At 63.3% G+C, this 26218-nt stretch carries 3 protein-coding genes; all 3 read left to right on the top strand.

The window, feature by feature from the left end:
* Nucleotides 1–186: 186 nt before the first annotated feature.
* Nucleotides 187–6597: a non-ribosomal peptide synthetase gene (locus PMI23_RS00060; RefSeq protein ID WP_007949570.1), complete on the top strand. Its 6411-nt coding sequence runs from the start codon at nt 187–189 to the stop codon at nt 6595–6597.
* Nucleotides 6598–6843: 246 nt separating this feature from the next.
* A complete protein-coding gene (locus tag PMI23_RS00055) occupies nt 6844–19860 on the top strand; it encodes a non-ribosomal peptide synthetase (RefSeq protein WP_007915985.1) in 13017 nt (4338 codons plus the stop codon).
* Nucleotides 19857–26218 (top strand): non-ribosomal peptide synthetase (locus tag PMI23_RS00050; RefSeq protein WP_007949568.1); only part of this gene is annotated, 6362 nt, incomplete at its 3' end. The genes PMI23_RS00055 and PMI23_RS00050, both read left to right, overlap by 4 nt.

Raw genomic sequence — 26218 nt, 5'->3', positions numbered from 1 at the left:
TGGCGGCGCTGGTATGTGGTTTTTTTCCTACAAACTTTTCAGTCTTTCCTCTCCGAATTTTTAGACAGTGCCTGCGATAACCACGCCCATAGCGCGTACCAGGGTGGTGGTTGTCCGGGTTTCAGGTGTCATGTCGGTGGCGGGGCCGATGCTTGAATACCGGCAAAATTTCATGAGAAGGACCTTATGCAGCCTACTTCTGCCAACGTGGCGGACGATCTGTCCGTGCCTGTCGAGACATTCGCGCTGACTGCCGCTCAGCGGGATATCTGGCTGGACCAGCTAAGCCGCGGTGATTCGCCGCTGTATAACATTGGCGGTTACGTCGAACTGAGCGGGCCGTTGGATCCGGCATTGCTGCAATCGGCGCTTGAATGCCTGGTTGCGGCGAACGACGCCTTGCGCATTGTGCTGCTGGCGGACATCGGTCACGACGGGCTGCCGTTGCAAGGGTTTGCACAGACGTTGCCGGTGCCCATGCCGCTGTTTGATTTCAGCGGGCACCCCGATCCCCAGTCGGCGGCTCGGGCGCTGGTCGAAGAGCAAATGGCCCAGGCTTATGTGATGAGCGGGCAAGCGCTGTTCCGCTTCTGTCTCATTCGCCTCGATCAGCACCGCCACTGGCTGGCGGCGCAGGCCCACCATTTGATTATCGATGGTTGGGGTTTTGGTCTGCTGTTCAAATCGGTGGGCGACATTTACAGCGCGTTGTCCCGTGGCGAGCGTCCAGATGTGGCGGCACAGTCCTATGTCGCCTTTATCGAAGATGACGCGCGCTATCATCAGTCATCACGCTATGAACTCGATCAGCGCTACTGGCTGGACAAATACCGCAGCCTTCCCGAACCCTTGTTGATTCCCCGTCATCGCGAACCCCTTGACCCTGAAGCGGCGCCGAGTTGCATCCACGTCGAGGCTTTTCCGGCCCTGCTGCACGAGCGCATGAAAGACACCGCGCGACACCTCGGCGGTTCGGCCTTTCACGTATTGTTGGCGGCGCTGCACGTGTATTTCAGTCGTACCGCCCAGCGTGATGAGTGGGTTGTCGGCTTGCCGATTCTCAATCGCTCCGGTGCCCGTTTCAAAAGCACCTTGGGCTTGTTCACCCAGGTCAGTGCGATGCGCATGGGCTTTGGCCGTGAGCTGTCATTCGCTGACTTGATCAAGGCGATCGGCGATGGCCTCAAACAGGACTTCCGCCATCAACGCTATCCGCTGAGCGAGATGAACCGTGCGCTGGGTCTGTTACGCGAAGATCGCTCGCAACTGTTCGAGCTGTCGGTGTCCTACGAGCAGGACGACCATGACTACCGTTACGCTGAGGCGCCGGGGCACGTGGTCAAAGTCTCCAACCAGCACGAGGCGACACCGCTGGCCATTCACCTGCGCAGCAACCGTTACAACGACAAGGCCTGGTTGCATCTGGTGTATTCGCCGGCCTATTTCACGGCTGACGAGATCGCGGCGTTGACCGAGCGCTTGTTGCTGATACTGGAGCAAGGGCTGGAGTGTCCGGAACTGGCAATCGCCGATTTCAACCTTAATAGCCCGGCAGAACTGGCCCGGCTCAATCAGTGGAACGACACTCGCGTCAGTTATCCGCAAGGGCAACTGATTCATCAGCGATTCGAATCGCGAGTGGCCGAACAACCGGACGCCGTGGTCGCGACGTGTCAGGGACGAATCCTTGGTTATGCCGAGCTGAACCGGCAAGCCAATGCGTTGGCCCATCATCTGCTGGGCCTCGGTGTGCGGCCGGATGACCGGGTTGCAATCGTTGCCCGCCGCGGCCTGGAAACGCTGGTCGGGCTGCTGGCGGTTCTCAAGGCTGGCGCCGCTTATGTGCCGATTGATCCGGCGCATCCGCCCGAGCGCCTGAGTTACTTGCTCGGCGACAGCGCTCCGGTGGCGCTGCTGACGCAAAGTGATGTGCGTGATCGCTTGCCCGCCACAGCGCTGCCAGTGATCGAGCTTGATCGCCGAGAATGGTCGCTCGACAACGTGACCGATCCCGACGTGCCGGGGTTGAACACCAGCCACCTCGCCTATGTGATTTACACCTCCGGCTCAACCGGGTTGCCCAAAGGCGTGATGGTTGAACACCGCACCTTGGGCAATCTGCTCGACTGGCACTGCTCGGCATTCGCTCTCGGCCCTGGCCAGCACACGTCGAGCCTGGCCGGCTTCGGTTTTGACGCGATGGCGTGGGAGGTCTGGCCGGCGTTGTGTGCCGGGGCGACGTTGCATTTGTCACCCGCGAGCGAAGGCAACGAAGACATCGATGCGCTGCTGGCGTGGTGGCGGGCGCAGCCGCTGGACGTCAGCTTCTTGCCAACGCCGATTGCCGAATACGCCTTCAGCCAACAACTCGATCACCCGACCTTGCGCACCTTGCTGATCGGCGGTGATCGTCTGCGCCAGTTCAATCGTGCGCAGAGTTTTGCGGTGATCAACAACTATGGCCCGACCGAAGCCACGGTGGTCGCCACCTCAGGTTTGATCCTTCCGGGGCAGGCGTTGCACATCGGCAAACCGGTGAGCAATGCCACGGCTTACCTGCTCGATGATCAGCAGCGCCCGGTGCCGATTGGCATCATCGGCGAGCTGTATGTCGGCGGCGCCGGGGTTGCCCGGGGCTATCTGAATCGCCCGGAATTGACCGCAGAACGCTTCCTCGACGACCCGTTCAGTGCGCAGCCGGATGCGCGCATGTATCGCACCGGCGACCTTGCCCGTTGGCGTGCCGACGGCAACCTTGAGTACATCGGCCGCAACGATGATCAGGTGAAAGTCCGTGGTGTGCGCGTCGAGTTGGGCGAAATCGAAGCGGCACTGGCCAGCCATGATGCGGTGCAGGAAGCCGTGGTGCTGGTGCGCGACGGTCAACTGCTGGCATGGTTCACCGAGCGCGAAGCGCTGGACATCCTGCAACTGCACGCGCACCTGACAGCGCGTTTGCCGGCCGCCCTGTTGCCCGCCGCTTACGTCCGTCTGGCGAGTTTGCCGCTGACGGCCAACGGCAAGCTCGATCGCCAGGCCTTGCCGGCGCCGGGGCCGGACGCGTTGATCCGTCGTCAATACGAGGCGCCACAAGGTGACGTCGAAATCGCTTTGGCGCAGATCTGGGCCGAGGTCTTGCAAGTCGAACGGGTCGGGCGTCACGACCATTTCTTCGAGCTGGGCGGCCACTCCTTGTTGGCTGTGGGCCTGATCGAACGCATGCGTCAGATTGGCATGAGCAGCGATGTTCGCGTGCTGTTCAGCCAACCGACCCTGGCGGCGCTGGCAGCGGCGGAGGGCAGTGGCCGCGAAGTCGAAGTACCGGCCAACCGCATTGCCGCCGATTGCACGCACATCACGCCGGACCTGTTGCCACTGGTGCAACTGGATCAGGCGATGATCGAGCGTATCGTTGCGACGGTGCCGGGTGGTGCCGCCAATGTGCAGGATATCTACCCCTTGGCGCCGTTGCAGGAAGGCATTCTCTACCACCACATCACCGCTGCGCAGGGCGATCCGTATCTGCTGCAATCGCTGCTGGCATTCGACAGCCTCGAGCGGGTCGAGGCCTTCGCCGCTGCGCTGCGTCAGGTCATGGCGCGGCACGACATCCTGCGCACGGCGGTGGTCTGGGAGGGGCTGACGTCACCGGTTCAGGTCGTTTGGCGCGAGGCCATTTTGCCGGTGCAGGAAGTCGAACTTGACCCTGCTGGCGGCGCAATCATCGATCAGTTGCACGAGCGCTTCGACGCGCGGCGTTATCGCCTCGATGTCAGTCAGGCGCCGCTGCTGCGCCTGATGTATGCCCGAGACCCGGCGCATAACCGGGTGGTCGGCATCTTGCTGTTCCATCATTTGGCGATGGATCACATTGCGCTGGAGGCGATGCGCGAAGAAATTCACGCCAGCCTGTCCGGGCACGGCGAACCGCTGGCGGCACCGGTGCCGTACCGCAACTATGTGGCGCAGACGCGATTCGGCGTCAGCGAGCAGGAGCATGAAGCGTTCTTCCGGCAGATGCTCGGCGACATCGACGAGCCGACCTTGCCATTCGCTTTGCAGAATGTGCAGGGCGATGGCAGCAACATCGAAGAAGCCGAGCAAGCCGTGGCGCCCGGTCTCTATCAGCGTTTGCAGCAGCAGGCACGTCTGGCCGGCGTGAGTGTCGCCAGCCTGATTCACCTCGCCTGGGCGCAGGTGCTGGCGGCGACATCCGGCCAGCAAAGCGTGGTGTTCGGCACAGTGTTGATGGGGCGCATGCAGGGCGGCGCGGGTGCCGACCGGGCGTTGGGGGTGTTCATCAACACCTTGCCGCTGCGCGTCGATGTCGGCGAGGGTGCGCGCGCAGCGGTGAAATCCACTCATGCGCGCCTGACCGCTTTGCTCGCCCATGAACATGCGTCCCTGGCGCTGGCCCAGCGGTGCAGTGGCGTTGCTGCGCCAGCGCCGCTGTTCAGCGCCTTGCTCAACTATCGGCACAGCGATGACGTCGAGCAAAAAACCTCCCGGCAAACCTGGCAAGGCATCGAAACCCTGGCCAACGAGGAGCGCACCAATTACCCGTTTACCCTGAGTGTCGATGACTTCGGCACAGGCTTGCGTCTGACCACCAGAACCTTGTCGAACATCGGCGCGCAGCGGATTGGCGCTTACGTGCAAGCGGCCCTGAATGGCTTGGTCGCGGCGCTGGAGACCGAGCCTCAGCGGCCGCTGAATAGCCTGCTGCTGTTACCGCAGGAAGAACTGCAACGGCTGCTGATCGAGTTCAACGATACGGTGGTCGACTGCCCGCTGGACCAGCCGCTTCACACACTGTTCGAACAACAGGTGCAGCGCAAACCCAATGCCATCGCCGTGCAGTTCGCCGAACAACGCTTGACCTATGGCGAGTTGAACGAGCAGGCCAACCGCTTGGCTCATCATCTGCGCGGGCTGGGCGTACAGCCGGATTCTCGGGTCGCGATCTGTGTCGAGCGCGGGCCTGAACTGGTGATCGGCCTGCTGGGCATACTCAAGGCGGGCGGTGCTTATGTGCCGCTCGATCCGGATTACCCGCGGCAACGGCTGAATTACATGTTGCAGGACAGCGCACCGGTCGCGCTGCTGGTGCATGCCGCGACGCGCGATCTGCTCGGCGAACCCGGCGTGCCGCTGATCGATCTCGACCTCGGCGTCTGGCAGGACCAGCCGCACGACAACCCGCAGGTGCCGGATCTCGGCGCGGCGAATCTGGCCTACATGATCTACACCTCTGGCTCCACCGGCACGCCGAAGGGCGTGATGATCGAGCACCGCAGCGCCTGCAACATGGTGCACTGGGGCTCGCGGTTGTCGCCGCCAACTGAGCACGGGGCGTTGCTGCAAAAGGCGCCGTACAGTTTCGACAGTTCGGTATGGGAAATCTTCTGGCCGCTCTGCTCGGGCATGCGCCTGGTGCTGGCGCGGGCCGATGGCAACCGCGATTCGGCTTATGTCACGCGAGTGATTCGCGAGCAGAACATTACCGTGGTCAAGTTCGTGCCGGCGTTGTTGCAGCAGTTCATCGAACAGGACGATGTCAGCCAGTGCACCAGCCTCACCGACGTGCTTAACGGTGGCGGCGAATTGACCGTCGCCCTGGCCCGACAAGTGCGCGAACGCCTGCCGTGGGTGCGTCTGCACAACGTCTATGGGCCGACCGAAACCACGGTCGACAGCAGTGGCTGGACGCTGCAACCCGGCGAACCGGTGCCGCCGACGCTGGTGCCGATCGGCAAAGCCCTGAGCAATACGCGGCTCTATGTGCTCGACGCCTGCGATCAACCGGTGCCGCTTGGCGTGAGCGGGCATTTGCACATTGGCGGGGTGGGCGTGGCGCGGGGCTATTTGGGACTGCCGCAATTGCAGGCCGAGCGCTTTATCGACAGCCCGTTCGTGGCCGCTGATCGCTTGTATCGCACCGGTGATCTGGTGCGTTACGGCGCCGATGGCAACCTCGAATTCCTCGGTCGCAATGACTTTCAGGTCAAGCTGCGCGGGGTGCGCCTTGAGCTGGGCGAGATTGAAGCGCGCCTGCTGGAACACCCGGCCATTCGCGAGGCCGTGGTGCTGGTGCGCGATGAGCGACTGGTGGCGTATTACAGCGTGCGTACCGGGCTGACTGCACCGACGCTTGAGGCCTTGCGAGCGCATGTACTGGCGCAGTTACCGGAATTCATGGTGCCCGGTGCCTACGTGATGCTGGCCGCATTGCCGTTGACGCCTAACGACAAAATCGACCGCAAGGCCTTGCCGGAACCGGGGGCGGAGGCGCTGCTCAGCCGTCCTTACGAGGCACCTGAGGGTGACGTGGAAACGGCCTTGGCGCAGATCTGGGCGCAGGTGCTCAAGGTCGAGCAGGTGGGCCGGTACGACAACTTCTTCGAGCTGGGCGGGCATTCGCTGTTGGCGGTCAGTCTGGTGGCGCGCATGCGTCTGGCCGGGCTGCATGTCGACGCGCGGACGCTGTTCAGCCAGCCGACGTTGGCCGCGCTGGCGGCACAGACCTCGCGGCAGGCCAAGCAGGTCGAAATCGCCCAGACCACCATCCCGAGCCTCAACCGCAAACGCCGCCTCTGACGGCGACCACAATCCCTGTAGGAGCTGCCGAAGGCTGCGATCTGTTGATCTTGTTTTTAAAAGAAAAATCAAAAGATCGCAGCCTTCGGCAGCTCCTACAGAGACGAACAGCGAGCAGGACGGCTTGTCCCCGCTTCCCATGTCAGACACCCACGCCCCGATGTTTTAGTTTTTCCAGGCTGCGCGCCGCGTGCACGGACTCGCTGCTGCGCGCTCCTTTTTTCCGTATTTACAGCAGGTTACCTCATGCATTTCAGCGAACTGATGGCTGTTATTTCCACCCATGCGATCCGCCTTCAACAGGAAGATGAAGACCTGGTCATTCTGGGCAGCGACGACGCGCTGGATGACGCGTTGTGGGACAGCCTCGCGGCGCACAAGGCGCAATTGCTGGAATTGGTTGCCCAACACGGCGGCGACTGGCTGAGTCCTGCGTTTCGCATCACTCCGGACATGCTGCCGCTGGTGAATCTGCAGCAGGACACCCTTGACCGCATCGTCGCCACGGTGCCGGGTGGCGCCGCCAACGTGCAGGACATTTATCCGTTGTCCGCGTTGCAGGAAGGCATGCTCTATCACCATCTCTCGGCTGCTGCCGGTGACCCTTACATCTCGCAAGCGCGCTTCGTGTTCGACAGCCAGCAACGGCTGGACGCTTTCGCCGACGCGCTGCGTTGGGTGGTCAAACGTCACGACATTCTGCGCACCTCGTTCGTTTGGGAATACCTCGACGAAGCGGTGCAAGTGGTCTGGCGCGAGGCGCCGCTGGTGTGTGAAGAAGTCAGTGTCGACAGCGGCGCCGATGTGCTGACGCAACTGCTCGAACGCCACGACCCGCAGCACTTCCGTCTCGACATGCAGCAAGCGCCGTTGCTGCGCATGGTCTATGCGCAGGATCCTGCTCAGGGTCGCGTCGTTGCGCTGTTGCTGTTTCATCACATGATCATGGATCACGTGGCGCTGGATGTACTGCGTCGGGAAATTCAGGCCTGCCTGCTCGGGCAGACCGCGCAAGTGGCCGCGCCGGTGCCGTATCGCGATCACTTGGCCAAGGCGCGCAGTGCCGGCAATGAACCGGCGCAGGAGGCGTTTTTCCGCGACATGCTCGCCGACATCGACGAGCCGACGCTGCCCTGCGGTCTGCAGGATGTGCAGGGCGACGGCCACGCCATCGAGGAAGCCGCGTTGATGCTCGACAGCCGCTTGAGCCGGCAGTTGCGCGAGCAGGCGCGGCAGTTGGGCGTGAGTGTCGCGAGCCTGACGCACCTGGCGCTGGCGCGCGTACTGGGGCAATTGTCGGGGCGCACGGCGGTGGTGTTCGGCACCGTATTGCTGGGGCGGATGGACGCGGGCGAGGGCGGTGAGCAGGCGTTGGGGATGTTCATCAACACCTTGCCGCTGCGCGTTGATGTCGGTGCGCAAAGCGTGCGTGCCGGCGTGCGGGCGACCCATCAGCGCCTGACGGCGTTGCTGGCGCACGAGCAAGCTTCGCTGGCCCTGGCCCAACGCTGCAGCGCCGTCGCGGTGACGACGCCGCTGTTCAGCGCGATTCTCAACTACCGGCACAGCAGCGTCGAAGAAGTCGCTGACGTGGTCGACATTGCCCCCGGTGTGCAGGTGCTCGGTGCGCGCGAGCGGACCAACTATCCGCTAACGATCAACATTGATGACCTCGGTGTGGACTTGCGCATCACCGCGCTGGCGGATGCAGCACTGGGCGCCGAGCGCATGGCGGCTTATTTGAACACCGCGCTGGAGAGTCTGGCGGCGGCCCTGCAATCCAGTGCCGATGTGGCGCTGCAAGAGCTGAAAATCCTCCCCGCCAGCGAACGCGAACACCTGCTGCACGACAGCAATTTGCCGCTGTCGCAGTTCCCCGACACCCCGCTGATCCACCAGCAATTCGAAGCCCGGGCACAGGCCCGCCCGGACGCTACGGCGCTGATCTTCGAAGGGCAAACGCTCAGTTACGGCGAACTCAATCATCGCGCCAATCAGGTCGCCCACCATTTGCTGGCGCTGAACATTCGCCCTGACGACCGTGTCGCCATCTGCGTCGAGCGCGGCCCACAAATGATCATCGGTCTGCTTGGCGTGCTCAAGGCGGGCGCCGGTTATGTGCCGATCGATCCGGCCTATCCGCTGGACCGAATCAGCTTCACCTTACAGGACAGTGCACCGGTGGCGGTGCTGATGCAGGCGGCGACACGCGATCGTGTGGCCGATCTTGATGTACCGCAGATCGACCTCGACAGTGGCCACCTCAAGGCCGAACTCGACAGCAATCCGCAGATCCCCGAACTGACCCCGGCGCATCTGGCTTACGTGATCTACACCTCCGGCTCCACCGGTCTGCCCAAAGGCGTGATGGTCGAGCACCGCAACGTGGCGCGGCTGTTTTCTGCCACCGATGGCTGGTTCCAGTTCAACCAGCAAGACATCGGCGTGCTGTTCCATTCCTTCGCCTTCGACTTCTCGGTGTGGGAAATCTGGGCCGCGCTGGCGTTCGGCGGGCAATTGCTGTTGATCCCGCAAGCCGTCAGCCGCTCGCCGGACGACTGCTACGCATTGCTCTGCGAAACCGGCGTGACCGTGCTCAACCAGACGCCGAGCGCATTCCGCCAACTGATCGCCGCGCAGGGCCGCAGCCAGCTTCAACACTCGTTGCGGGAAGTGATTTTCGGCGGCGAAGCGCTGGAGCCGGGCTTGCTCAAGCCGTGGTATGCGCGGGTCGGCAATGCCGGCACGCGGCTGGTGAACATGTACGGCATCACCGAAACCACGGTGCACGTGACCTATCGGCCGTTGCAGGCTGCCGACGCGCAGTTGCTCGGCGTCAGCCCGATTGGCGTGCGCATTCCCGACCTGCAACTCTATGTCCTCGATGCGCAGCGCGAACCGGTCCCTGCCGGCGTGATTGGCGAGTTGTACGTCGGTGGCGCGGGTGTGGCGCGCGGTTATCTGAATCGCGAAGCACTGACCGCCGAGCGTTTTATCAATGATCCGTTCAGCGAAAACGCCCAGGCGCGGTTGTATAAAACCGGTGACCTCGCGCGCTGGGCCGCCGATGGCAGCCTCGAATACCTTGGGCGCAATGACGATCAGGTGAAGATTCGCGGTTTCCGCATCGAACTGGGCGAAATCGAAGCACGCCTGTGCGCTTGCGAAGGCGTGCGCGAAGCCGTGGTCATCGCCCGCGAGGAAAGCCCCGGTGATCAGCGTCTGGTTGCCTACTGGCTGGCCGACGAAGGCGCCGCGCCGGATGTGGCGCAATTGCGCGATCAACTGCTGGTTTCGCTGGCTGAGTACATGGTGCCGAGCGCCTTCGTGCGTCTCGAGAATTTCCCGCTGACCGCCAATGGCAAGCTCGACCGCAAAGCCTTGCCGGCACCGGACAGCGAAGCGTTTGCCCGACGGGGTTTCCAAGCGCCGGTCGGTGCCGTGGAAAATCTGATTGCCGAACTCTGGCAGACGTTACTCGGTGTCGAGCAGGTCGGTCGCCACGACAATTTCTTCGAACTCGGCGGCCATTCGCTGTTGGCGGTGAAGCTGATCGAACGCATGCGCCAACAGGATCTGCATTGCGACGTACGCGTGTTGTTCGGTCAACCGAGCGTAGCAGCGCTGGCGGCGACCTTGAGCAGCGAACGGGTCATCGTCGTTCCCGACAACCTGATCGAACCGGGTTGCACGCGCATTACTCCGGCGATGCTGCCGCTAGCCAATCTCGATCAGGCCGCGATCGATCGTGTCGTTGCAACTGTGCCGGGCGGCATCGCCAATGTGCAGGACATCTATGGGTTGGCGCCGTTGCAGGCGGGGATTCTCTATCACCATCTGGCCACCAGCGCCGGTGATCCGTATGTGTTGCAGGCGCAATTTGCCTTCGACGGTCTGGCGCAGATCAAAACCTTCGTCCGCGCCTTGAACGGCGTGATCAAACGCCATGACATTCTGCGCACCGGCATTGTCTGGGAAGGGCTGGAAGAGGCGGTACAAGTGGTCTGGCGTGAGGCACCACTGGCGCTGGAACGCGTTGATGCCGATGAACTCGACGGCGACGTGCTGGAGCAGATGCAGGCGCGTTTCGATCCACGCCACTATCGTCTGGACCTCAATCGCGCGCCGCTGATGCGCTTTGTCTACACCGAAGATCAGCCGCACAACCGTTGGATCGGCATCCTCCTGATGCACCATATCGTCCTCGACCACACCGCACTGGAAGTGCTGGTCGCGGAAATGAGCGATGTGATGCTCGGCCATAGCGTCGATCTGCCGCTGCCGGTGCAGTACCGCCACTTTGTCGCGCAGGCGCGGCTCGGCGCCGATGATCGGGTCCACGAAGCTTTCTTCCGCGAGATGCTCGCCGACATTGACGAGCCGACCGTGGCCTTCGGTTTGCAGGACGTGCACGGCGACGGCAGCGCGATCCTCGACAGTCATGCCGAGCTGGACGCCGGCCTCGGCCAACGTCTGCGCGAGCAGGCGCGGCGGCTGGGTGTCAGCGTTGCCAGCCTGGTGCATCAGGCCTGGGCTCAGGTATTGGCGCAGGTTTCCGGCCAGCAAGACGTGGTGTTCGGCACCGTATTACTGGGGCGCATGCAGGGCGGAGAAGGTGCAGATCGGGCGCTGGGCATGTTCATCAACACCTTGCCGTTACGCGTCAGCGTCGCTGCTGATGCGGTAGAACACGGCGTGCGTGCCACGCATGCGCGTCTGGCGCAGTTGCTCGGCCATGAGCAGGCGTCATTGGCGCTAGCCCAGCGTTGCAGCGGTGTCGGCGGTGCGCAGACGCTGTTCAGCACCTTGCTCAACTACCGCCACAGTGCGCCCGAGTCGGCCGCCGTAGCGTGGGATGGCGTGCAGATTCTCAGCTCGCGCGAGCGCAGCAATTATCCGCTGGTGGTCAGTGTCGACGACCTCGGCGAGGGGTTTCGCTTGAACGTGCAAGCCGTGCCGCAGGTGGACGGTGCGCGAGTCTGCGATTTCTTGCAAACCGCGTTGCACAGTCTGGTGACGGCGCTGGAGTACACGCCGCAGGCGCCGTTGCAGCAGCTGTCGATCGTGTCGCCGGGCGAGCGGCAACGGGTGCTGGTCGGCTTCAACATCAGCGGTCGTGAATACCCGCCCGCACAAACAGTGCCGCGTCTGTTCGAAGCACAAGTGGCGGCGCATCCCGAGGCGCTGGCGGTGGTGCAGGGCGAGCAACAGCTCAGCTACCGCGAACTGAATCAGCGCGCCAATCGCCTCGCCCATCACTTGATTGGCCTCGGCGTGCAAGTCGATGACCGTGTCGCGCTGTGCCTGCGTCGTGGCCCGGACATGCTCGTCGCACTGCTGGCGATTCTCAAGGCCGGCGCCGGTTACGTGCCGATCGATGCGGATTATCCGGCAGAGCGCATCGCTTACTTGTTGCAGGACAGCGACCCGATCGCGGTGCTGGCGCAGGCCTCAACGCGCGACCTGCTCGGCAGGGTGCCGGTAATCGATCTGGACGCCAGCGACTGGCAGAACTTGCCTGACCACAATCCGCAACTGCCGAAGTTGACCCCGGCGAATCTGGCCTACGTGATCTACACCTCGGGTTCTACCGGGCAGCCGAAAGGCGTGATGGTCGAGCACCGCACTCTGGAAAACCTCGTGCACTGGCACGCCGAAGCCTTCGATCTGCACGCCGGCAGCCACACCGCCAGCGTCGCCGGTTGCGGTTTCGATGCCATGGCCTGGGAAGTCTGGCCGGCGTTGTGCGTCGGCGCGACTTTGCACCTGCCACCGCCTTCAATCGGCAACGAACACCTCGATGAATTGCTCGAGTGGTGGCGTGCGCAGCCGTTGCAAGTGAGTTTCCTGCCGACCCCGGTGGCCGAATACGCATTCAGTCGCGAGCTGGACCATCCGACCCTGCGCACGCTGCTGATCGGTGGCGACAAGTTGCGCCAGTTCCCATGTGAGCAGACGTTCGCTGTGATCAATAACTACGGCCCGACCGAAGCCACGGTGGTCGCGACTTCCGGGCGCATCGAACCCGGACGGGTTCTGCACATTGGCCGGCCGATTGCCAATGCCAAGATCTATCTGCTGGACCGTCAGCAACAGCCCGTGCCGACCGGTGTGCAGGGCGAGTTGTATGTCGGCGGCGCCGGGGTTGCACGCGGTTATCTGAATCGCCCGGAACTGACGGCTGCACAGTTTCTCGACGACCCGTTCAGCGACGAGCCGCACGCGCGGATGTACCGCACCGGTGACCTTGCGCGCTGGCTGGACGACGGCAATATCGAATACCTGGGACGCAACGACGATCAGGTGAAACTGCGCGGCGTGCGTATAGAACTCGGGGAAATCGAAGCGGCGCTGAGTGCTCACGAGGCGGTTCGCGAATGCGTGGTGCTGGTGCGTGACGGGCGTCTGGTCGCCTGGTTCACCGAAATCAAATCGGTCGAAATCGGCGACTTGCACCAGCATCTGCAAGCCCGACTGCCGGACACGTTGGTGCCGGCTGCATACGTACGCCTAGCCAGCCTGCCGCTGACCGCCCACGGCAAACTCGACCGCAAGGCCTTGCCCGAGCCGGATCAGGATGCGTGGCTCAGCCGTGAATACGAAGCACCACAAGGCCCGGTCGAAACAGCGTTGGCGCAGATCTGGGCCGACGTTCTGAACATCGAACAGATCGGCCGTCACGACAACTTCTTCCAACTCGGCGGCCATTCGCTGTTGGCGGTGAGCCTGATCGAACGCATGCGTCAGGCCGGTCTGAGCGCCGATGTGCGCGTGCTGTTCAATCAACCGAGCCTGGCCGCGCTGGCGCAGGCCTTGGGCAGTGGCCGGGAAATCGCAGTGCCGGCCAATCTGATTCCAGCCGATTGCACGCACATTACCCCGGACATGCTGACCCTGACCTCACTGGATCAGGCCAGTATCGATCGTATCGTCGCCACGGTGCCGGGCGGCGCAGCCAACGTGCAGGACATCTATCCGCTGGCACCGTTGCAGGAAGGCATTCTTTATCACCATCTGAGCGCCGAACAGGGCGATCCGTACCTGCTGCAATCGCGTCTGGCTTTCGACAGTCTCGAACGTTTACAGACCTTCGCCGCACACTTGCAGCAGGTCATCGCGCGCCACGACATTCTGCGCACCAGCGTGATCTGGGAAGGCTTGCCGAGCCCGCAGCAAGTGGTCTGGCGCGAGGCGCAGATGGTTGTGCAGCAGGTGCCGCTGGATGCGCAGGACGGCGATATTCTCGAACAGTTGCACGCGCGCTTCGATGCGCGGCATTACCGCCTCGATCTGACCCTCGCGCCGCTGATCCGCATGGTCTACGCCGAGGATCCGGCGCAACAGCAAGTCGTCGCCATCGTGTTGTTCCATCACTCGATTCTCGACCACACCGCCATGGACGTGATCGGTCGGGAAATGCACGCGTTGATGTTCGATCAAGTCGACGTGCTGACACGGCCGATGCCTTACCGAAATTACGTGGCGCAGGCACGCTTGGGCGCCGATGAGCAGGCGCACGAAGCGTTCTTCCGCGAGATGCTCGGCGATATCGACGAGCCAACCTTGCCGTTCGGACTGCAGGATGTGCAGGGCGACGGGCGCGGCATCGAAGAAGCGCTGCACCCGGTGGATGCCGCGCTCAATCGGCGCCTGCGGGAACAGGCCAGGCAATTGGGCGTCAGCCCGGCGAGCCTGATGCACATGGCCTGGGCGCAGGTGTTGGGCGTGGTCTCCGGGCGCCGCGACGTGGTGTTCGGCACGGTGTTGATGGGGCGCATGCAGGGCGGCGAGGGTGCCGACCGCACGCTCGGGGTATTCATCAACACCTTGCCGCTGCGCGTCGATCTCGCTGAAGGCGTGCGCGCCGGGGTGAAAACCATCCATGCGCGGCTGACGGCGCTGCTCGGCCATGAACACGCGTCACTGGCGCTGGCCCAGCGTTGCACTGCAATGGGCGGTTCCGCACCGTTGTTCAGCGCCTTGCTCAACTATCGACACAGTGCCGCCGAGCAGCAGCCGCACGACGGCCAGGGCATCTGGCAGGGCGTGCGCATGCTTGGCGGTGAGGAGCGCAGCAATTATCCGTTGACCTTGTCGGTGGATGATCTGGGCGAAGGTTTTGCCTTGGATGTGCTGGCGGTTGCAGAGATCGGTGCGCAACGGATTTGCAGTTACATGCACACCGCACTGGAACATCTGGTGACGGCACTGGAAGAGACGCCGCAGCGTCCGCTCAACCGTTTGCCGGTGCTTTCGGTGGCGGAATACGAACACTTGCTGGTCGGCTTCAACCAACATTCAGCGGCCTATCCACATGGCGCGACGATTCAACGCTTGGTCGAGGTTCAGGCTGAGCAGCAGCCGAATGCACTGGCCGTGGTGCAGGGCGCGCAGCACCTGACCTACGCGCAGCTCAATCAGCGCGCCAATCGCCTGGCCCATCACTTGCTCGGGCTCGGCGTGCAGCCCGATGACCGCATTGCCGTGTGTCTGCGCCGTGGCCCGGACATGCTCGTCGCGTTGCTGGCGATCCTCAAGGCCGGCGCCGGTTATGTGCCGGTCGATCCAGCGTATCCGGCGGAACGCATCGCCTATCTGTTGCAGGACAGCGTGCCGATGGCGGTGCTGGCGCAGGCTGCGACGGTTGATTTGCTCGGCGCCGTGCCGCTGATTGATCTGGACAATCCCACCTGGCAACAGTTGTCCGAGAGCAATCCGCAACTGTCCGCGTTGACTCCGGCGCATCTTGCCTACGTGATCTACACCTCAGGCTCCACCGGCCAACCGAAGGGCGTGATGGTCGAACACGCGACGCTGGAGAACCTGGTGCACTGGCACTGCGAGGCCTTTGACCTGCGCGCCGGCAGCCACACGTCGAGTGTCGCCGGTTTCGGCTTCGACGCCATGGCATGGGAGGTCTGGCCGGCGTTGTGCGTGGGCGCGACCCTGCACCTGCCGCCGGAGTCGGTGAGCAACGAGCACCTCGATGAGTTGCTGGAATGGTGGTGCGCGCAGCCGTTACAGGTGAGTTTCCTGCCGACACCGGTTGCCGAATATGCGTTCAGTCGCGACCTCGGCCATCCGACTTTGCGCACGCTGTTGATCGGTGGTGACAAGCTGCGCCAGTTCCCCCGCGAGCAGACCTTCGCGGTGATCAATAACTACGGCCCGACTGAAGCGACGGTGGTTGCCACCTCCGGCGCGGTCGAGGCCGGGCAGATGCTGCACATCGGTCAGCCGATGGCCAACGCGAAGATTTATTTGCTCGACGACCAGCAGCGCCCCGTACCGGTCGGTGTTGCAGGCGAGTTGTATGTCGGCGGTGCCGGTGTGGCGCGTGGTTATCTGCATCGGCCCGAGCTGACTGCCGAACGCTTCCTCGACGACCCGTTCAGCGACGAACCGCAGGCGCGTATGTATCGCACCGGCGACCTCGCACGCTGGCTCGCCGACGGCAGCATCGAATACCTGGGGCGTAACGATGATCAGATCAAACTGCGCGGCGTGCGCATCGAGCTGGGCGAAATCGAAGCGGCGTTGAGCGCTCACGCGGCCGTGCAGGATTGCGTGGTGCTGGTGCGCGACGGCCAGTTGCTGGCCTGGTTTACCGAACGCCTGAGCGTCGACATCGAGGATTTGCGCAGTCATCTGCAAGCGCAGTTGCCGCAAGCTCTGGTGCCTGCCGCTTACGTGCGCCTGCAAGCACTGCCGCTGACCGCCAACGGCAAACTCGACCGCAAGGCGTTGCCGGCGCCGGATCAAACAGCGTGGCTGAGTCGCGAGTATGCCGCGCCACAAGGTTCGGTGGAAATCGTGCTGGCACAGATCTGGTCCGAAGTCCTCAATGTCGAGCAGGTCGGCCGTCACGACAACTTCTTCGAAATGGGCGGGCATTCCCTGCTGGCGGTGACGCTGATCGAACGCATGCGTCAGGTCGATCTGAGCACCGACGTGCGCGTGCTGTTCAGCCAACCGACTCTGGCCGCGCTGGCGGCGGCGGTGGGCAGCGGCCGCGAGGTTGCAGTGCCGGACAATCTGATTCCCGCCGATTGCACACAGATCACCCCTGACATGCTGCCGCTGGTGCAACTGGATCAGGCCAGTATCGAACGCATCGTCGCCACGGTGCCGGGTGGCGCTGCCAACGTGCAGGACATTTATCCGCTGGCGCCGTTGCAGGAAGGGATTCTTTATCACCACCTCAGCGCCGTGAAAGGCGATCCGTACCTGCTGCAATCGTGTCTGGCGTTCGACAGCGTCGAGCGTGTTCAAGCGTTCGCGGCGGCGCTGCGCCAGGTCATGACCCGCCACGACATACTGCGCACTGCGATTGTCTGGCAAGGCCTGCCGGCGCCGGTGCAAGTGGTCTGGCGGCATGCGGAGTTGCCGGTTCAAGCCGTGGCGCTGGAGCCTGCGCAGGGCGAAGCCATCGATCAACTGCGGGCACGCTTCGATGCGCGGCACTGGCGTCTGGACTTGGGTCAGGCACCGCTGTTGCGTCTGGTGTATGCCCTCGATCCGGAACATCAGCGCGTCGTCGCTATGCTGTTGTTCCACCACATCGCCATGGACCACACCGCGCTGGCGGTGGTCAGCGCGGAAATGCAGGCGATTTTGCAGGGCGATGAGCAACTGCCGGTGGCCGCTGTGCCGTACCGCAATTATGTTGCGCAGACTCGTCTTGGTGTCAGCGAACAAGAGCACGAAGTGTTTTTCCGCGAAATGCTCGGCGACATCGACGAACCGACTCTGCCGTTCGGCCTGCACGATGTGCATGGCGACGGTAATGACATCGAGGAGGTCTGCCAGCCGCTGCCCGCCGTGGTGGCGCAGCGACTGCGCAGTCAGGCGCGGTTGCTCGGTGTCAGTGTCGCCAGTCTTTTTCATCTCGCCTGGGCGCGGGTGCTGGCGGCAACGTCCGGTCAGGAACGCGTGGTCTTTGGCACCGTGCTGCTTGGCCGGATGCAGGGCGGGGCGGGCGCGGATCGCGGGTTGGGCATGTTCATCAACACCTTGCCATTGCGTGTGGATGTTGACGAAAGCAACGTGCGCGCCGGGGTCAAGGCCACGCATGCGCGGCTCAGTGCGCTGTTGGCGCACGAACATGCTTCGCTGGCGCTGGCCCAGCGTTGCAGCGGTGTCGCGGCGCCGTCGCCGCTGTTCAGTGCAATGCTCAACTACCGGCATAGCGACAGTGAGGCCCGTCAGAACGCCAAGCGTGAATCCTTGCAGGGCATCGAATCCCTGGCCGGCGAGGAGCGCACCAATTACCCGTTGACCCTCAACGTCGACGATCTCGGCAGTGGCTTCCAACTGACGGTGATGACCCCGTCGCGCATCGGCGCAGCACGCATCGGCCAGTTCATGCAGAACGCGCTGGTTGCGCTGGCCGAGGCGTTGGAGCAGACACCACAGCAACCGTTGAATCGTTTGACGGTGTTGCCGGACGAGGAGCGACAGGCGTTGTTGTTCGGCCTCAACGCCACCGACGTCGATTACGATTTGCAGCAGACGCTGCACGGCTCGTTCGAGGCGCAGGTGCGACGTACGCCAGAGGCTGTGGCCGTCGTCGCCGGCGATCAGGCATTGAGCTACACGCAGCTGAACGAGCGCGCCAACCGCCTGGCCCGGTACTTGATCAGCCTCGGCGTGCAAGTGGATTCACGGGTGGCGATCTGCGTCGAACGCAGCCTGGAAATGGTCATCGGTCTGCTGGCGATCAACAAGGCCGGTGCCGCGTATGTGCCGCTGGACCCGGCCTATCCGCCGGAGCGCCTGACCTACATGCTCGAGGACAGCGCGCCAGCCGTGGTGCTGGTGCACGGCGCGACCCGTGCGTTGCTGGGTGAGATCTCGGCAGCGATGGTCGATCTCGACCAGATCACTTGGCAATCGCTGTCTGCCGACAATCCGCAAATCCCGGCGCTGACACCTCAACACAGCGCGTACGTGATCTACACCTCCGGTTCGACCGGCCAACCGAAAGGCGTGGTCAACGAACACGCCGGTGTGGTCAACCGCTTGCTATGGATGCAGGACGCCTATCAGCTGACGGCGGCCGATTCGGTGCTGCAGAAAACCCCGTTCAGTTTCGATGTGTCGGTGTGGGAGTTCTTCTGGCCGCTGATGACCGGCGCGCGACTGGTCATGGCGCAGCCCGGCGGGCACAAGGATACGCAGTATCTGAGCGAAGTGATCGAGCGCGAGCACATCACTACGCTGCACTTTGTGCCATCGATGCTCGATGTGTTTCTCGCTAACAGCGATACCACACGCTGCGACAGCGTGCGCCAGGTGATGTGCAGCGGTGAGGCGTTGCCGGGCAGTCTGGTGCGGCGCTTCAAGCTGCAACTGCCGGGCAGCGGTTTGCACAACCTGTATGGCCCGACCGAAGCGGCCGTCGACGTCACCGCGTGGGATTGCACCGGTTCCATCGAGCAGACGCCGGACAACACGCCAATCGGCAAACCGATTGCCAACACCCGCATGTACATCCTCGATGCGCAACAACAGCCGGTGCCGCAAGGCGTAGTCGGCGAGCTGTACATCGCTGGTGTGCAGGTGGCGCGCGGGTATCTGAACCGGCCTGAGCTGAGTGCCGAGCGCTTCCTCGACGATCCGTTCCAGCCTGGTGGGCGCATGTACCGCACCGGCGACGTCGCGCGGTATCGGCCGGACGACAATATCGAGTACCTGGGGCGTAACGATGATCAGGTGAAGATCCGCGGTCTGCGTATTGAACTGGGCGAAATTCAGGCACGTCTGGCCCGGATCGAAGGTGTGCAGGAAGCCGTGGTGCTGGCCCGCGAAGACGTGCCGGGCGACAAGCGTCTGGTCGCGTATTACACCGGCGAGCGCTTGGACATCGACCTGCTGCGCAGTCATTTGCTCGAGCACTTGCCGGACTACATGGTGCCCGCCGTGTTCGTGCATCTCGCTGCTTTGCCGCTAAGTCCCAACGGCAAACTCGACCGCAAAGCACTGCCGGCGCCGGATCAGCAATCGCTGAAAACCCGCGAATACGAAGCCCCGGTCGGCGAAGTGGAAATCACCCTCGCACGGCTCTGGGCCGAGCTGCTCAACGTCGAACGGGTAGGGCGCCACGATCACTTCTTTGAATTGGGTGGTCACTCATTACTGGCGGTCAGTCTGATCGGCCGGTTGCGTCAGGAAGGCATGGAAGCCGATGTCAGGGCGTTGTTCGAACAACCGACCCTGGCCGGCTACGCCGCAATTACGGAAAGAATGGAGATCGTCCTGTGAATGTGCTCGAACTGTTGGCAACCCTGAAGGCAAAAGACATTCAGTTGGCGGTGACCGATGAGCAATTGCGCGTCAATGGCAACAAGCAGGCGTTGAGCGATCCGGCGTTGCTGGCCGCGCTGCGCGAGCACAAACCGGCGCTGATTGAACTGATCAAGGCCGGCCAGTACTCGGCCACCCGCGTCGGCCAGATCGATGTTCCGGCCAACGGCATTCTCCCCGGCAGCACGCACATCACGCCAGCGATGGTGACCCTCGCTGAAGTGGATCAGTCGACCCTCGACCGCTTGCTTACCGAGGTACCGGGCGGCGCCGCCAATGTGCAGGACATCTATCCACTGGCGCCGTTGCAGGAAGGCATTCTCTATCACCACGCGAGCAACGAGCAGGGCGATCCGTACGTCATGCAATCGTACTTTGCGTTCAGCAGTCGTGAGCGTTTGCAGGATTTCGCCCAGGCGTTGCAAAAGGTCATTGATCGCCACGACATCCTGCGCACTGCCGTGCATTGGGAAGGGCTGGACGTGCCGCTGCAAGTGGTCTGGCGTCAGGCGCAGTTGCCGATGGAAGAAGTTGTGGTGCACGACGGCGAAAGCGCTGTGCTGCAGCAATTGCACGAGCGTTTCGATGCGCGGCATTTCCGTCTCGACGTCAAGCACGCACCGATGATGCGGCTGGCCTACGCGTGGGATGAGGCCGGTCAGCGCGTGGTCGCGACGTTGTTGTTCCATCACATGGCGCTGGATCACTCGGCGCTCGATGTGGTGCGTCACGAACTGCTCGCCTGCCTCACCGGCGAGGATCAATCGCTCGGCCGGCCGGTGCCGTTTCGCAATTACGTGGCGCAGGCGCGGCTGGGCATCAGCGAAGCCGAGCACGAGGCGTTTTTCCGCGACATGCTCGCTGATATCGCCGAGCCGACGCTGCCCTACGGTTTGCAGGATGTGCAGGGCGACGGCCTCGGTATCGCCGAGCTGAGCCAGCCGATCAACCCGCTGCTCGGTCAGCGTCTGCGGGCGCAGGCGCGGCAGCTCGGCGTGAGTGCCGCGAGCCTGTTTCATCTGGGCTGGGCGCAGGTACTGGCGGTGCTCACCAGCAAGCAGAATGTGGTCTTCGGTACGGTGCTGATGGGCCGTATGCAAGGCGCCGAAGCCACCGAACGGGCGCTGGGGATTTTCATCAACACCTTGCCGCTGCGCGTCGATGTCGATGCGCAGGGCGTGCGTGCGGCGGTGGAGGCGACGCACAAACGCCTGACCACGCTGATGCGCCACGAGCACGCGCCGCTGGCACTGGCCCAGCGTTGCAGCGGCGTGGTCGCGCCGACGCCGTTGTTCAGTGCCTTGCTCAATTACCGTCACAGCCACACGGCGGCGACGGCGAGTGCCGAGACCCTGGCCGCTTGGGAAGGCATCAGCACGATCAGCTCCGAAGAACGCACCAACTATCCGCTGACCCTGAGCGTCGATGATTTCGGCGATGCCTTCAGCCTGACGTTGCTGGCCACCACCGAGGTCGATCCACAGCGCATCTGCGATTACCTGCAGTGCGCCCTCGAAAGTCTGGTGCTGGCGCTGGAGCAGGCGCCCGATACCGCGCTCAACCAATTGCCGATTCTTCCGGCGGCGGAGCGCGAGCAGCTGTTGTTGGCGTTCAACGGCACTCACGCCGACTTCCCGGCGACGTTGACCATTGGCCAACGTTTCGAAGCGCAAGTGGTGCAGCGGCCCGAAGCCGTGGCCGCGCAATACCTCGGTGAGCAACTGAGTTATGCCGAGCTCAACCGGCATGCCAACGCGCTGGCCCATCATTTGATTGCGCTGGGAGTGAAGCCTGATGATCGCGTCGCCATCGTCGCCCGCCGTGGCCTCGATACGCTGGTCGGGCTGGTCGCCATTTTGAAGGCGGGCGCCGGTTATGTGCCGGTCGACCCGGCGCACCCGGCCGAGCGTCTGCACTACTTGCTCAGCGACAGCGCCCCCGTTGCCGTGCTGATCCAAAACAATCTGCGGGATCGCCTGCCGGCGCTGGCGGTGCCGGTGATCGATCTCGACCCGCGCACCTGGCCATTGAGCGAGACCTTTGATCCGCAGGTGCCGGGCCTGACCACCGCACATCTGGCCTACGTGATCTACACCTCCGGTTCCACCGGCCTGCCCAAAGGCGTGATGGTCGAACACCGCACCTTGTCGAATCTGGTCGACTGGCATTGCAGCGAGTTTGATCTGTGCGCCGGTCGCCATACGTCCAGTCTTGCCGGGTTCGGTTTTGACGCCATGGCCTGGGAAGTCTGGCCGGCGTTGTGTGCTGGCGCGACTTTGCATCTGGCACCGACGCACGAGGGCAGCGAGGACATCGATGCGTTGCTCGAGTGGTGGCGCGCGCAGCCACTGGACGTGAGTTTCCTGCCGACACCGGTCGCCGAATACGCCTTCAGCCAGAACCTTGAACACCCGACGCTGCGCACGCTGTTGATCGGTGGCGACCGCTTGCGCCAGTTCAGCCGCAACCAGCAATTCGAGGTGATCAACAACTACGGCCCGACCGAAGCCACCGTGGTCGCCACCTCTGGACGCATCGAGGCGGGCGACGCCTTGCACATCGGCAAACCGGTGGCCAACGCCACGGTGTACCTGCTCGATGAACAGCAGCGTCCGGTGCCGATTGGCGTCATGGGCGAATTGTATGTTGGCGGAGCCGGGGTCGCTCGCGGTTATTTGAACCGTGCCGATCTGAGCGCCGAGCGCTTCCTGCATGACCCGTTCAGTTCCGTGCCGAATGCGCGCATGTATCGCAGCGGCGACCTCGCGCGCTGGCGTGCCGACGGTACGATCGAGTACCTGGGGCGTAACGACGATCAGGTGAAAATTCGTGGTGTGCGTATCGAACTCGGCGAAATCGAAACCCGCCTCAATTCGTTGCCCGGCATTCAGGAAGCCGTGCTGCTGGCCCGCGAAGATGAACCCGGCCAACCGCGTCTGGTGGCGTATTTCACCGAGCAGAGTCAGGTTGAACCGCTGGCCGTGGCCGAGTTGCGCGCGCACCTGTTGACCCAGTTACCGGATTACATGGTGCCGGTGGCCTTCGTCAGACTCGACGCACTGCCGTTGACCGCCAATGGCAAGGTCGACCGCAAGGCCTTGCCGAAACCTGAGCGTGCGGCGCTGTTCACCCGCGAATACGAGGCGCCGCACAACGAACTGGAAAGCGCCTTGGCGCAGATCTGGGCGCAGGTGTTGCAGGTCGAGCGAGTAGGGCGTCAGGATCATTTCTTTGAACTCGGCGGCCATTCGCTGTTGGCCATGCGCATGGTGTCCCAGGTTCGCCAGCGCCTTGGCGTGGAGCTAGCACTGGGCGATCTGTTTGCCAACGCCGAACTGGCAGCGGTCGCCGAGGCGGTGGCGCAGGCCGGGCGCAGCACGCAACCGGAGATTGTCGCGGTGGCCCGTGACGGCGCCTTGCCGCTGTCGTTCGCTCAGCAACGCTTGTGGTTTCTCGCACAAATGGAAGGCGCCAACACCGCGTACAACATCCCCATCGGCCTGCGCCTGCGTGGGCAATTGAATGAACAAGCGCTGCAACAGGCCTTGGCGCGCATCGTCGCGCGGCATGAAACCCTGCGCAGCCGTTTTGCCCAGTTCAATGACGAGGCGCAAGTGCTGATCACCCCGGTCGACAGCGGTCTGCTGCTGCTGCGCGTTGAAGACCTGCGCCAGCACCCGCAACCCGATGAAACCTTGCAGGCGCTGATTCAGGGCGAAGCCTCGGGGCCCTTCGACTTACAGGACGATGCGCTGATTCGTGGTCGGTTGGTGCGCCTCGCCGACGATCATCACGTGTTGTTGCTGACCCTGCACCACATCATCTCCGATGGCTGGTCGATGGGCGTTCTGACCCGCGAACTGATGGCGTTGTATCAGGCCTTCAGTCATGGCCAGCCGGATCCACTGCCACCGCTGGCGCTGCAATACACCGATTACGCGGTGTGGCAGCGGCGCTGGCTCAGTGGTGAGGTGCTGCAGCGCCAAAGTGAATACTGGCAGCAGACCCTGGCCGGCGCTCCGGCGCTGTTGACGCTGCCGACCGACCGCGTGCGCCCGGCACAGCAGGATTACGCCGGCAACACCGTCGACGTGGTGCTCGATGAACGCTTGAGCGCCGGACTCAAGGCTTTGGCCCAGCGTCACGGCGTGACGATGTACATGCTCATGCTCAGTGCCTGGGCGAGTCTGTTGAGTCGTTTGTCCGGGCAAGCCGAAGTGGTCATCGGTTCGCCGGTCGCCAACCGTACCCGCGCCGAGATCGAAGGCTTGATCGGCATGTTCGTCAACACCCTGGCCTTGCGTATCGATACCTCGGGCGAGTTGAGCTGCGAAGCGCTGCTGGCGCGGGTCAAGGCGCGGACGCTGGACGCGCAGGCGCACCAGGACCTGCCGTTCGAACAAGTGGTGGAAATCACCAAACCGGCGCGGAGCATGGCGCACAGCCCGTTGTTCCAGGCGATGTTCAGTTGGGACAGCGGCCATGGCGCCAGCCTGAGTCTGGGCGAGCTGACGCTGGAAAGCGTCGCCGAGCCGAGCCACTTTGCCAAATTCGATCTGTCACTGACGCTGGCAGAGGCGCCGGGCGGGATTCGCGGTGTGCTGGAGTACGCCGTTGCCTTGTTCGATGAGTCGACTATTCAACGGTACGTCGGCTACTTCCAGCGCCTGTTGCAGGCGATGGTCAGCAACGATCAAGCGGTGCTTGAACACGTGGCGTTGTTGGCGGACGACGAGCGTCAGCACCTGCTGGTCGATCTCAACGCCACCGCCGTCGCCCACGATCTCGAACAGACCGTTCATGGCCGCTTCGAAGCGCAGGTGTTGCGCACGCCAGACGCTGACGCCGTGGTCGCCGGTGAGCTGCGTTTGAGTTACGCCGAGTTGAACCGCCGCGCCAACCAATTCGCCCATCACCTGCGCCAGTGCGGTGTCGATCGCGATTCGCGGGTGGCGATCTGCGTCGAGCGCGGGCCGCAGTTGTTGGTCGGTCTGCTGGCGATTCTCAAGGCCGGCGGCGCTTATGTACCGCTCGATCCCGGTTATCCCGCCGAACGTCTGGCCTACATGCTTGAGGACAGCGCGCCCGTCGCGGTGCTGGTGCATGCGCCGACGCGTGCGCTGATCGGCGAGTGGGCCGGCGTGTTGGTCGATTTCGACGAGTGCAACTGGCAAGACCTTGCGCAGAGCAATCCGCAGGTGCCGGACTTGAGCGCGGCGAATCTGGCCTATGTGATTTACACCTCCGGCTCCACCGGCACGCCGAAAGGCGTAATGGTCGAGCACCGTAACCTGGGCAATCTGCTGCACTGGAGCGCCGGGCTGTGCCCGCTTTCTAGCGGCGCCGCGCTGCTGCAGAAAACCCCGTTCAGTTTCGACGCCTCGGTGTGGGAGCTGTTCTGGCCGTTGAGCTGCGGCATGCGCCTGGTGCTCGTCGGCCCGGACGATCATCGTGATCCGGCGGCGCTGGTGCAGCTGATTCGTGAGCAACAGGTCAACGTCGTGCAGTTTGTGCCGGCACTGTTGCAGCAATTCCTTGAAGTGGCAGAGGTCGGCGAGTGCAGCAGCCTCAGCGATGTGTTCTGTGGTGGCGGTGAGCTGACCGCCGCGTTGGTGCGCAGCGTCCGCGAGCGTCTGCCGCAGGTGCGCCTGCACAACGTGTATGGCCCGACCGAAGCCACCGTCGACAGCACCGTGTGGACGCTGGAGGCGGATTCGCCGGTACCGCAAGGCGCGCCGCCGATTGGCAAACCGCTGTGCAATACCCGTGTGTATATCCTCGACGCTCATCAGCAACCGGTGCCATTCGGCGTAGTCGGCGAGATGTATCTGGGCGGTGTGCAGGTGGCGCGGGGTTATCTGAATCGGCCTGAGCTGACAGCCGAACGCTTCCTCGACGATCCGTTCAATGATCAGCCAGGCGTGCGTTTGTACCGCACCGGCGACGTCGCGCGGTATCTCGCCGATGGCAATATCGAGTACCTGGGGCGCAACGACGATCAGGTCAAGATCCGTGGCCTGCGCATCGAACTGGGCGAGATCCATGCGCATCTGGCGCACATCGACGGCGTGCGTGAAGCTGCCGTGCTCGCTCGCGAAGACGTGCCGGGCGATCAGCGCCTGGTGGCGTACTACAGCGGCGAACCGCTGGACATCGATCAACTGCGTAGCCAACTGCTCAAACACTTGCCGGATTACATGGTGCCTGCCGTGTTTGTGCATTTGCCGGCCTTGCCACTGAGCCCCAACGGCAAGCTGGATCGTCAGGCCTTGCCGGCCCCTGACCAGTCGGCGCTGCTGACCCGCGAGTACGAAGC

Origin of the sequence: Pseudomonas sp. GM24 (genome assembly GCF_000282235.1) — a bacterium.
In the GTDB taxonomy this organism is placed as follows: domain Bacteria; phylum Pseudomonadota; class Gammaproteobacteria; order Pseudomonadales; family Pseudomonadaceae; genus Aquipseudomonas.
The sequence above is the reverse complement of the archived record's forward strand: the minus strand, read 5'-3'. Positions and strand labels throughout refer to the sequence as shown.

Coding starts and splice junctions, on each gene's coding strand:
- PMI23_RS00055 (WP_007915985.1), top strand. CDS start 6,844: ATGCATTTCAGCGAACTGATGGCTGTTATTTCCACCCATGCGATCCGC.
- PMI23_RS00060 (WP_007949570.1), top strand. CDS start 187: ATGCAGCCTACTTCTGCCAACGTGGCGGACGATCTGTCCGTGCCTGTC.